The sequence below is a fragment of the Actinomycetospora sp. NBC_00405 genome, from assembly GCF_036044095.1.
In the GTDB taxonomy this organism is placed as follows: domain Bacteria; phylum Actinomycetota; class Actinomycetes; order Mycobacteriales; family Pseudonocardiaceae; genus Actinomycetospora; species Actinomycetospora callitridis.
Genome location: NZ_CP107938.1, coordinates 985701 through 996685 on the forward strand (window position 1 = coordinate 985701; position 10985 = coordinate 996685).

Consider the following 10985-nt stretch of genomic DNA (forward strand, 5'->3'; position numbering starts at 1 on the left):
ACCTCTCCATCTCGATCTCTCGGGAGTGCCGTCAGTGCTGGAACTCCCACAGCACTATCGGGAGATCGAGATGGAGAGCTCCCAGTGGGCCTCTCAGCCGAGCACGCGGTTGGTGACGCGGCCGACGCCGTTCACCACACCGCCGACGGTGTCCCCGAGCCCGCCGACGATCCCGCCACCGCGGGAGCCCGAGCCGGACCCGCCGCCGCTGCCGGACCCGCCGCCGCCCTCGGAGCCACCCGAGCCGCCGCCCCCGCCGGAGCCAGAGCCGGAGCCGGAGCCGCCGCCCGAGCCCCCGTCGGAGTCTGAGCCGCCGCCGGAGCCGCCGCCCGAACCCTCGTCATCGTCGGTGTCACGGGGCGTCTGGGTCTCGCCGGTGCTGCCGCCGGCCGTGGTCTCGTCGTCGTCCTCGGCCGCGGAGGTCGTCGTGGTGCGGCGCGTCGACGGCGTCGTGGTCTCGTCCTCGGCGTCGCGGGCCAGCACCCGCGGCGCGACGGTGACGGTGCGCGGGGGCTCGGCGAGCGCCACGCTCGGGTCCTGCAGCGGCGGGAGCACCGAGGCGTCGGCCGGCGAGCCCGGCTGCGGGCCGCGGGTGCCCGTGCCGGGGGGCACGGCGCCGTCCGGGAGCGTGCCCGGGGCGACGACCGGGAAGGTGCCGACGCGCGGCAGGGCGGTGTTCCCGCCGTTGTTCGCCAGCGTCGAGACGGCCAGCGGGACCACGGCGGCGGCCGCGGCGACCGAGGCGGCGGCCAGTCCCCAGCCCCGGAGACGGTGCGAGCCACCGGCAGCGACCGGGGCAGCAGCGCCGCGCCGGCGGTGCCGGGACCGCGGGGGCGGCGGCGAGGGCGCGAGCTCCTCGGGGGCCTCGTCGAGGCCACGGCGGGCCCAGCTCGGGAGGTCGTCGGGGACGGACCCGGACGACCACCAGGAGGGCTCACCCCCCGACCCCTTCGGCATCTGCGCTCCCCTCAGCCCAGCGTGATCGCCGAGACTACTGCATGTGTACGAACGCCTCCACGGTGGCCCGTGCCCCCACCGAAACGTGTCACGGGTCACGGCGCTGCGCAGCACCCATCCGGGGAACGAGCCCCGGATCGGGTGTGGTGCGCGGGATGGCCGTCCAGCGGGCAGACTCCGCGAGCGTGACCCCGGCGCAGCACCCGTACCTGGCCGGACGGACACCGCGCGCCTTCGCGCACCGCGGCTGGCACATCGGCGAGCTCGAGGGCCTGGAGAACTCGCTGGCCGCCTTCCGGCGGGCCGCCGAGGAGGGCTACACCCACGTCGAGACCGACGTCCACGCCACCGTGGACGGCGTCCTCGTCGTGCACCACGACGCGACCCTGCGCCGCATCGCCGGCCATCCCGGGGTGCTGAGCACGATGCCGTGGGCCGACCTCGCCGGCGTGCGGCTGCGTGGGCGCGAGCCGCTGCCGCGGCTCGAGGAGGTGCTCGAGGCGCTGCCGGACACGCGCTTCAACGTCGACCTCAAGGCGCCGGGCACCGTCGCGCCGATGCTCCGTCTGCTCGAACGCGACGAGGTGGCCGAGCGGGTGGCCGTCGCCAGCATGGACGAGAGCCGACTGCAGGCCGTCCGCGCGCGGTTCGGCGATCGCGTCGTCACCGGGCTCGCGAGCCGCTCGGCGCTGCGCCTGCGGGGTCGGGCCGTGACGCCGTGGATGCTCCGGCGCCCGTTGGACCGCGTGCTCCGGGTACACGGCGACCTCGCGCAGCTGCCGGTGCGGTTCGGTGCCCTGACGGTGATCGACCCCGCCATGGTCGCCGCGGCGCACGCGCTCGGGATCGAGGTGCACGTCTGGACGGTCGACCGGACCTCCGAGATGCACCGCCTGCTCGACCTCGGCGTCGACGGGCTCATGACCGACCGGCCCGATCTGCTGCGCGACGTGCTCGTCACCCGGGGGGCGTGGACCACGCCGGCCTGACCGGAGATCCGGATGGCACGCAATTCATCGCGCACGACCCGATACCGTGTGGAGGTGCGCCGGTCGGGGTACTCCGTGGCCGGTGTGCACCCGTGAGTCGGGTCACGCACGGGGTGAACGGCGGGCATCGCGGGAACGAACCGCGTTGGTGCGGCGTTGACCCACGCGTGCCCGGAGGCCGTGCGTCCTCGGGTGCACTCGCAGTCGAGGAAAGGACACCATCATGGCCGACCGCGTCCTCCGTGGCAGCCGTCTCGGCGCTGTCAGCTACGAGACCGACCGCGACCACGACCTCGCCCCCCGCCGTTCCTTCGCGTACCGCTGCCCCAAGGGCCACGACTTCGAGGTGCCGTTCTCGGACGACGCCGAGGCGCCCGTGACCTGGGAGTGCCGCCTCCACGGCGACGAGGGCAAGCGGATCGACGGCACCGAGCCCGAGCAGAAGAAGTCGAAGCCCCCGCGTACCCACTGGGACATGCTGCTCGAGCGCCGTTCGGTGCCCGAGCTCGAGGAGCTGCTCGACGAGCGTCTCGGCCTGCTCAAGGAGCGTCGCTCCGAGAGCGCCTGAGGAGCTCACATCGCAAGGCCGTCCCGGCGCCGCCGGGGCGGCCTTTCGTGTGTCCTCAAGTGTCAGCGGCGTGCCGTCGCAGACACTGAGTGTCCGTGTTCTTCCGTGGATCACCGAAGATCACGGTCGGCGGGGCCGCGCCCGCCGGCGTCGAGCCCGGTCGCGCACGGCCCAGGACGTGATCCGCCACAGCGCCTCGCGGACGACGGCGCCGCTCATCTTCGACTCGCCGTGGGCGCGCTCGACGAACGTGATCGGGACCTCGCGCACCCGCATCCCCGCCCGCTGCACGCGGAACGCGACGTCGACCTGGAAGCAGTAGCCCTCCGAGGCGACCGTCGCCATGCCCACCTCGGCGAGCGCACCGCGCCGGAAGCAGCGGTAGCCGCCGGTGACGTCGTGCAGCGAGAGCCGCAGCGCCCGGCGCGAGTAGACGTTGCCCGCGCGGGAGAGCAGGCGCCGGTGCCACGCCCAGCCCTCCGTGCCGCCGCCGGGCACGTAGCGGGAGCCCAGGACGACGTCGGCGTCCCGGGCCGCCGCCAGCAGACGGGGCAGCTCCTCCGGGGCGTGCGAGCCGTCGGCGTCCATCTGCACGATCCAGCCGACGCCCTCGGCGAAGCCGGCGCACCCGCCGTCCAGCACGGCGCCGAACGCGTCCACGTAGGCGGCGCCGAGACCGGCCCGCGGCGCGTGGTGGTGCACCCGGACGCGGGCGTCGGTCGCGGCGATCGACTCCGCGAGCGCCCCGGTGCCGTCGGGGCTGCCGTCGTCGACGACGAGGATCCGCAGCGCGGGCAGGGTGTCGAGCAGCCGCCTGACGAGGCCGGGGAGGCTCTCGCGCTCGTTGTAGGTGGGGACGGTGACCAGCACGTCGGCCCCGTCCGGACGCGGTCCGGTCACGCGGCGTCCCGCCGGCTCCGCACCAGCCCCACGGCCACCGCGGCGAGGCCCAGCGCGACCAGCCCCCACTCCGGGCCGGGCCCCAGCCGCGTGGCGAGCGTCGTCGTCGTCCGCAGCGGCACCGTCTCGACGAGCAGCCCTGGCGTGAACAGCGGCCCGGTGCGCGCGACGAGCGTCCCGTCGGGCGCCACGATCGCGCTCTGCCCGCTCGTGGCGGCGATGACGACGGCGCGGTCGTGCTCGATCGCACGCAGCCGCGACATCCCCTGCTGCTGGTAGGTCATGTCGCTGTACCCGAAGGTCGCGTTGTTCGTGGGCACCGTGAGCAGGTCGGCCCCGCCGCGGACGGCGTCGCGCACGGAGTCGTCGAACACGACCTCGTAGCAGGTCACGACGCCGAGCCGGGCCGGGCCTGCGGGCAGCACGCCCGTCCCGGTGCCGGGCTCGAAGTCGGTGACGCGGTCGACCAGCGGCGAGACGAGCTCGGCGACGCCGCGCAGCGGGATGTACTCGCCGAACGGGAGGATGTGGCGCTTCACGTACGTCGCGCCCGGGCCCTGACCCGGCACCCAGACGATCGAGGCGTTGCGTGGCCCCTGGACCAGCGTGCCGTCCGGGCCGCGGGTGCCGGACAGCACGGCGCCGACCACCACCGGCACCCCGATCTCGTCGGTCACGGCCCGGATCTCCCGGGCGGCGTCGGCGTTGCGGATCGGGTCGATGTCCGAGGCGTTCTCGGGCCAGATCACCAGGTCGGGCCGCGGGGTCCGGCCCGCGCGGACGTCGTCGGCGAGGCGGCGGGTCTGCGCGACGTGGTTGTCGAGCACGGCCCGGCGCTGGGCGTTGAAGTCGAGGCCCGCGCGCGGGACGTTGCCCTGCACGGCTGCCACCGTGATCGCGGGGCCCGGGGTGTCGGCGCGCACCGACGGCAGCGTCGCGAGGCCTACGAGGGGCCCGAGCAGGACGGCGACCAGGGCGCCCGCCGCCGCGCGGGGACGCCGCGGGGGGCGCAGTGCGCGCACGAGGGCCCACAGGCCGGCCCCGGACAGCGCCACGGCGAAGCTCACCAGGGGCGCGCCGCCCAGCGAGGCCAGCGGGGCGAACAGCCCGCCGGGCTGGCCGAACGCGACCTTCGCCCAGGGGAAGCCGTCGAAGGGCCACCGCTCGATGAGGGCCTCGCCCGCCACCCAGACGCACGCCACCCACACCGGCGCGCCGGGCAGACGCGTCACCAGCGGGAACAGCGCCACCGGGACGGCGACCACCACCACGAGGGCGACGAGCAGGAGCAGCCAGACCGCGCCGACGTACTCGCCGGTCCAGTTCAGCAGCGGCAGCTGGTAGGCGACGCCGACGAGTGCCCCGAGCCCGAACGCGCTCCGCACCCGGCACCCGTCGACGACGGCGACGACCAGGGCGAGGCCCAGCGGCGCGGCCCACCAGGCGCCGAACGGCGGGAACGCGACGTAGAGCAGGAGCCCCGCCACGACCGCGCCGAGCAGACGCAGCCAGACGGCGCTCCGCGCGGAGCGTGCGGGTGTCGTCCGGGCGGGCTCGGGGTGGGCCGTCAGCACGAGAGCAGGTCGTGGGGCTGCCGGTTCACCGGCTCGCAGCCGTCGTCGGTGACCACGACGATGTCCTCGATGCGGGCACCCCAGCGCCCCGGGAAGTAGATTCCCGGCTCGATGCTGAAGGCCATGCCCGGCTCGAGGACGAGGTCGTTGCCGGCCACGATGTAGGGCTCCTCGTGCACCTCGAGGCCGATGCCGTGCCCGGTGCGGTGCACGAAGTACTCGCCGTGCCCGGCGTCCCGGATGATCGCGCGGGCGGCCTCGTCGACGCTCTCGGCGGTGACGCCGGGGCGCGCCGCGGCGACCGCCGCCGCCTGGGCGCGCTGGAGCACCGCGTAGACGTCGCGGACCTCGTCGCCGGGCTCCCCCACCACGTAGGTGCGCGTGGAGTCGGAGTTGTAGCCCTCCGGCAGCGGCCCGCCGATGTCGACGACGACGACGTCGCCCGCCCGGATCACCCGGTCGGACACCTCGTGGTGCGGGCTCGCGCCGTTCGGCCCGGAGCCCACGATGACGAACGCCGCCTCGGTGTGGCCCTCCTCGAGGATCGCCGCGGTGATGTCGGCGCCGACCTCGGCCTCGGTGCGTCCGGCCACGAGCCAGCCCGGGACGCGGGCGTGCACGGCGTCGATGGCCGCGCCGGCCCGGCGCAGCGCGTCGACCTCCACGTCGTCCTTGCGCATGCGCAGCTCGCGCAGCACCGGGGTCGCCAGCTCGAGCGAGGCCGCCGGCAAGGCGTCACGCAGGCCGAGGACGTGCAGGGCGGGCATGTCGGCGACCACCGCGACGCGTCGGGCGCCGCCCATACGGGATGTGGCGAGCCGGGAGGCGGCCAGGGCGTGCGGGTCGACGCCATCGGTCCAGGTCAGCGTCTCCATCGCGTCGACGGCGGTGCCGTCGAGGCCGGGGCGCTCCAGCGTCGGGACGACGAACGCGGCGTCGCCGTCGACGGGCAGCAGCAGGGCCGAGAGCCGTTCGTGGGAGTGCTTGACGACGCCCGTGAGGTACTGGAGATCGGGCCCGGGCGTGATCACCAGGGCGTCGACCCCGGCCTGCCGGGCGGCGGCCCGGGCGCGCTCGAGCCGGGCCGTCACGCGGTCGGACGCGAGGGTGCTGCTCATGGTCGCCGAGCCTAGGACAGGCGGGGCCGTGCGGGGTGCGCCCCGGGTCAGGCCCGGGGCGCACCCGCGGGATCACTCGGCGAGCTTCGCGAACGCCTGCGCCCAGAGGAAGTACTTGTTCGTGCCCAGGTCGCGCACGGTCTTGATGTTGAACGCCTCCTTGAGCTTCTCGGCGTCGCTCTCGCTCACGCCCTGCAGGGCGGCGACCGGTGCGTCGGCGATCTCCTGCGCGGACTTGGTCTCGTATTCCTTGTCGAGCTTGGACGCGATGTCACCCATGGTGGGTCTCCCTCCGGTGTGTGGGACTGGCAACCGGCCTGTGCCCGCTCGTCGCGGGAGTCACGCGATACTCATCCTCCGGACTGAGTAGTCCTCCCCTGGGCGGGCCGGTCGCGGCAGGCCAGGCTCCGTGCCATGAACACCCCGGTGCCGCAGGACGCGCTCGTCGCCCGCCTCGGTGACGACCTCGCGGGCGTGGCCCGCGAGGTGGACCGCATCCGCACGACCCTCCTGACGCTGCAGAGCGCCCCGCGGCCGACCGCCCCGGCGCCGGCACCCCTGCCGGCTCCCCCGCCGCCCGGACCCTGGGGCCCGCCGGTCGCGTGGGCCCCACCGCCCCCGGGCTGGGGGCCTCCCTCGCCGCCGGCTCGTCCCCCGCGCGTGCCCCGCCCGCCCCGTGCCCCCCGCGCCGCCTGGTCGCCGGCCAAGCTGCTCGCGGTCACCGGCGCGGCGACGACGGTGCTCGGTGTCGTGCTGCTGCTCGTCCTCGCCGCCGGGCGCGGCTGGTTCGGACCCGAGGCGCGGGTGATCGGCGGTGCCGTGCTCGGCCTGGCCCTGGTCGGGATCGGGGTTCGCGTGCGGCGTCGGGCCGGCGGCGCCGACGACCCGGCCCCGGCCCCGGCGGTGCCGACCGCCGCGGTCGCCCTCGCCGCGACCGGCGTGGCGACGCTCTTCCTCACGGTCGCCGCCGCCGTCGCCCTCTTCGGGCTCCTCCCCCTCGCACTCGGCGCCCCGTTCGCCCTGGCGGTCACCGCCGGCGGGCTGGTGCTGGCCGACCACTGGCGCCACCAGGGCCTCGCCCTCGGCGTGCTCATCGCCGCCGGGCTGGCCGCTCCCCTGGTCGTCGGCGGACCGACGCCCACGCTCGTCGCCCTCGTGCTCGGCGCCCAGGTCGCCGCCGTGCTCGTCGCGCGCCGTCGCACCTGGCCGGCCGTCGCGACGACCGCCGCCGTCATCTCGACCGTCGCGGCCCTCGGCGCCGCGATCAGGCTGCTCGCCGGCGCCCCCGACACCCACCTCGCCACCACCGTCGCGGTGCTCGCGGTCCTCGTCGCGGGCGGCGTCTCGGCCATCCTGCTCGGCGCGTCCGGCCGGGTGACGGCCACCGCCGTGCTCGGGGCCCCGGTGCTGCCCGTCCTGCTCGTCAGCATCGGCCTGGCCCGCGTCCCGGGCACCCTCGTCGCCGGCGGGGTCGCGGTCGCCCTGCTGCTCGCCGTGGTCGCGCTCGACCGCGCCACCGCCGGGACGCCGGAGGCCGGACACCGCGCGCTCGCGCTCGTCGCCGGGGCCGGCGCCACCGGCGCGCTGCTGGTCGCGACCGTCCTCGCCATGGGCTCCGGCCCGCTGTCGCTGCCCCTGCTCGCCGAGGCCCTCGTGCTCGGTGTCGCCGCGGCGGTGACCCGCCGGGCCGGCCCGCTGCTCGCCGCCGCCGTGCTGGGCGCCGTCGGGGGTCTGGTCGCGCTCGGGCTGGACGCGCCGATGGAGCTCGTCGCGAGCTTCCCGGCCCGCCCGTTCGTCGTCACCCTGCCGGGCGGCGCCGTGACGGCGGGTGCGGTCGGCGAGCTCGCCGCCGCCCTCGTCGTCTACCTCCTGCTCTCCGCCGTCGCCCTGGTCGGCCTGGTCGCCCTGGGGCGGCTCGGGTGGCTGCGCGACCGCGGCCGGGCCGCGACGGCCGCCGGCCTGCTCGGCGTCGTCGCGCTCTACGGGGCGGCCGGTGCGGTCGTGACCACCGCGCTGCTGGTCTCGCCGACCCGCGACGCGTTCCTCGTCGGACACGTCCTGGTGACGGTGTCGTGGACCGCGATCGCGCTGGTCCTGCTCGCGCGGGGCCTGAAGGACTCGCTCTCGCGGGTGCTCGGCGGCGTGCTGGTGATCGCCGCGGTGGTGAAGCTCGTGACCTTCGACCTCACCGCCCTCGACGGCCTCGCCCGCGTCGCGGCGTTCCTCGGCGCCGGCCTCGTCCTGCTCGCGGCCGGGTCGCGCTACGCCAAGGCCGTCGCCGCCGCACCGGGAGCGTCCGGTGCGGACGGCGCGTCCGCCGGGCCCGGTCCGGCCGGCTCGTCGGAGGTCGGCCCCCCGGCGGGCGGCGGTCGCCGGCCGGAGGCGTGACCGGCTGCGTCCTCCCGGGCTCGCGCGCGCCCGTCCGTGTCGGGACACGGGCAGGCGCGCACGAGCGCGTCGCCACAAGTGGGAAGCTGCCGCTCATGGACGCGCCGGTGATGCTGCTCGACTCGGCCAGCCTGTGGTTCCGGGCCTTCTACGGGGTCCCGGCCACCCTGACCGCGCCGGACGGCACGCCGGTGAACGCGGCCCGCGGGTTCTGCGACATGGTCGCCCGCCTGGTCCGCGAGCGCCGCCCCGGTGCCGTGATCGCGTGCCTCGACCGCGACTGGCGCCCGGCGTTCCGCGTGCGGGCGATCCCGTCCTACAAGGCCCACCGGGTCGACCCCACGATGGGCGACCCGTCCTCCCCCGTCGGCGGCGCCCCCGACGCCGAGGCCGCGCCGCCCGAGCTCGGGCCGCAGGTCGAGATCATCCTGCAGGCGCTCGCCGCCGCCGGGATCCCCACCGCGGGGGCCGAGGGCTACGAGGCCGACGACGTCATCGGCACCCTGTGCGCCACCGAGACCACCGACGCCATCGAGGTGGTGAGCGGCGACCGGGACCTGCTGCAGCTCGTCCGCGACGAGCCCGCCCCGACCCGCATCGTCTACATCGCCCGCGGGGTGTCGAAGTACGAGCTCTACGGACCGGAGGACGTCGCCGCACGCTACGGCGTGCCCGTCGCCCGCGCCGGGGACGGCTACGCCGAGATGGCGATGCTGCGTGGCGACCCCTCGGACGGACTCCCCGGTGTGGCCGGCATCGGGGAGAAGACCGCGGCGCAGGTGATCTCCAAGTTCGGGTCGTGGGACGAGATGATCTCCGCGGTGCTCGACCGCTCCGACACCCGCATGTCCTCCGCCGTGCGCGCGAAGATGGCGCGGGCGGGCGAGTACCTCGTCGTCGCGCCCGAGGTCGTCCGCGTCGCCCCCGACGCCCCGATCGACTGGACCGGCGAGCGGCGCACCCTCCCCCACGAGCCCGCGGACCCGGACGCGCTCGCGGCCCTCGCCGAGCGCTGGAACCTCACCGGCTCGGTCGACCGGCTCGTCTCGGCGCTGCGGGGCGAGTAGGGCCGGTCAGCCGTCCTGGCCGCGGTCCTGCTCGGCGAGCCAGGCCTTCGCGACGGTCTTCGGCGCGCGGTCGACCCAGGCGTCCTGCACCAGCTCGCGCAGCTCGTCGACCCCGATCCGCTCCAGGCGCACCAGCACCGCGGGGAACCCGTCGAAGTGCGGCGTCGTGAAGTAGACGTCGGGGTCGTCGGCGATCAGCGCCTCCTTGACGCCGAGATCGGCCACCCGCACGCCGAGCACGTCGCCCTCGGGCAGCGGCACGCCCGCGGCCTCCAGGGCGGCCTCGTCGGAGCGGCGCAGCGGGCGCTCCCAGACGAAGCCCTTCTTGGACACCTGCCAGCTCGCCGAGCCCCAGGACACGGTCTCGTCGGTGCGCGGCAGGGCCAGTGCGAGACGGCGGACGTCGTCGAGCGTCGCCATCAGCGTGGTTGCCCGACCGAGTAGGTGCCGCTCGCGTCGATGATCGAGACGGGCACCTGGGCGGGCCGGCCGTCGACGGTCGCCGAGCAGGTGAACGTCGCCCCGGGCCGCACCTCCTGGTCCGACGGGCAGGTGACGCCGGTGATCTGGCGGCGCCAGTCCTCGGTGACCACCCGCGTGACGCCCTGTGTCACCGAGTCCGCGTCGAGCACGTCGACCCGCGCGAACCGTGGCCCGACGAAGAACGCCAGGAGCCCCAGCACGATCAGCGCGATCACGATGAGCGCCGCGACGACCAGGCCCACCGCCTTCCAGGGGAAGGGCTTGCGGGGCTGCGGCGGGTACGGGCCGCCCCAGCCAGGGCCCGGCCGGCCCCACCCCGTCCCGGTGCCGGGTGCCGCCCACACCGACGTCGGGTTCGGCCCGGGGCCGGGTGCGGGCTGCTGGACGTAGCCGGTCGGGCCGTAGCCGGGCTGGGGGCCGTGGCCCTGGTGCTGTCCGTAGGCCTGCTGTCCGTAGCCCTGCCGCCCGTAGCCCTCCTGCGGCCCCGGGCCCGGCGGACCCCAGGCGGCGGTCTGCTGGCCGGGCTGGCCGTAGCCGGCCTGGCCGTACCCCGACTGCTGCCCGTAGCTCGGCTGGCCGTACCCCGGCTGCTGCCCGTAGCTCGGCTGGCCGTACCCCGTGGGCTGGCCGGACGGCGGGGCCCAGGGCTGCTCGGTCGGGCCGGGCTGCCGGCCGGCCTGCTGCTGTGGCGCCGGGCCGCCGGGCGGCGCCCACGGGCTCGGCTCGCCGGCGGTCGCCGGCCCCGTCTGCCCGGGCAGCCCCTCGGGCGGGGTGTCGTCGCGGGTGGCCGCACTCTCGGGAGCCGGAGCGTCCGGCCCTGCACCGTTCGGCTTCGGGTCGTCCGCGGAACGCTCCGCCTGCGAGCCCTCCGTGCCCCCCGCCGCGGGCGGCGCCCAGGGCGACTCCGGCCGGGCGCTCGGCTCCTCCGGCGGCGTGCTCAC

General features: G+C 76.4%; 11 protein-coding genes. 4 read left to right on the top strand and 7 right to left on the bottom strand.

The features are described from left to right. Positions 1-93 precede the first annotated feature (93 nt). Complete coding sequence (locus OG774_RS04865; protein WP_328307217.1) at positions 94-957, bottom strand: hypothetical protein; 864 nt, start codon at positions 955-957, stop codon at positions 94-96. Positions 958-1142: 185 nt separating this feature from the next. Here OG774_RS04865 and OG774_RS04870 point away from each other — a divergent pair, with 185 nt between their 5' ends. After that, on the top strand, positions 1143-1946 hold the full coding sequence (locus OG774_RS04870; protein WP_442873944.1) for a glycerophosphodiester phosphodiesterase family protein: 804 nt from the start codon (positions 1143-1145) through the stop codon (positions 1944-1946). A gap of 223 nt (positions 1947-2169) precedes the next feature. Continuing rightward, on the top strand, positions 2170-2514 hold the full coding sequence (locus tag OG774_RS04875; RefSeq protein WP_274190467.1) for an RNA polymerase-binding protein RbpA: 345 nt from the start codon (positions 2170-2172) through the stop codon (positions 2512-2514). A gap of 120 nt (positions 2515-2634) precedes the next feature. Here OG774_RS04875 and OG774_RS04880 read toward each other — a convergent pair whose 3' ends face one another. The 4 genes from OG774_RS04880 to OG774_RS04895 form a co-directional block, all read right to left on the bottom strand. Next, the gene (locus OG774_RS04880; protein WP_328307221.1) at positions 2635-3414 is read right to left on the bottom strand and encodes a polyprenol monophosphomannose synthase; all 780 of its coding nucleotides are present in this window, start codon (positions 3412-3414) and stop codon (positions 2635-2637) included. Beyond that, positions 3411-4988 carry an apolipoprotein N-acyltransferase gene (gene lnt, locus OG774_RS04885; protein ID WP_328307223.1) on the bottom strand — a complete coding sequence of 526 codons (1578 nt, stop codon included), beginning with the start codon at positions 4986-4988 and terminating at the stop codon, positions 3411-3413. Before lnt ends, OG774_RS04880 begins: the two co-directional genes overlap by 4 nt. Further along, positions 4982-6106: a M24 family metallopeptidase gene (locus OG774_RS04890; protein ID WP_328307226.1), complete on the bottom strand. Its 1125-nt coding sequence runs from the start codon at positions 6104-6106 to the stop codon at positions 4982-4984. Before OG774_RS04890 ends, lnt begins: the two co-directional genes overlap by 7 nt. 72 nt (positions 6107-6178) lie before the next feature. Then, the gene (locus OG774_RS04895) at positions 6179-6385 is read right to left on the bottom strand and encodes a hypothetical protein (protein ID WP_133828686.1); all 207 of its coding nucleotides are present in this window, start codon (positions 6383-6385) and stop codon (positions 6179-6181) included. A gap of 135 nt (positions 6386-6520) precedes the next feature. On the opposite strand from OG774_RS04895, the gene OG774_RS04900 reads away from it, so the two are divergent. Together OG774_RS04900 and OG774_RS04905 are read left to right on the top strand one after the other, a co-directional pair. After that, positions 6521-8494, top strand: a complete 1974-nt coding sequence (locus tag OG774_RS04900; RefSeq protein WP_328307228.1) for a DUF2339 domain-containing protein — start codon at positions 6521-6523, stop codon at positions 8492-8494. 95 nt (positions 8495-8589) lie between these two features. Then, the gene (locus tag OG774_RS04905; protein WP_328307230.1) at positions 8590-9561 is read left to right on the top strand and encodes a 5'-3' exonuclease; all 972 of its coding nucleotides are present in this window, start codon (positions 8590-8592) and stop codon (positions 9559-9561) included. 6 nt (positions 9562-9567) lie between these two features. On the opposite strand, the gene OG774_RS04910 is transcribed toward OG774_RS04905, so the two are convergent. Both OG774_RS04910 and OG774_RS04915 read right to left on the bottom strand, forming a co-directional pair. Beyond that, entirely contained in the window at positions 9568-9981 is a 414-nt protein-coding gene (locus OG774_RS04910; protein ID WP_328307232.1) for an MmcQ/YjbR family DNA-binding protein, read from the bottom strand. Beyond that, positions 9981-10985 carry a DUF4333 domain-containing protein gene (locus tag OG774_RS04915; protein WP_328307234.1) on the bottom strand — a complete coding sequence of 335 codons (1005 nt, stop codon included), beginning with the start codon at positions 10983-10985 and terminating at the stop codon, positions 9981-9983. The genes OG774_RS04910 and OG774_RS04915 overlap by 1 nt, the downstream gene beginning before the upstream one ends.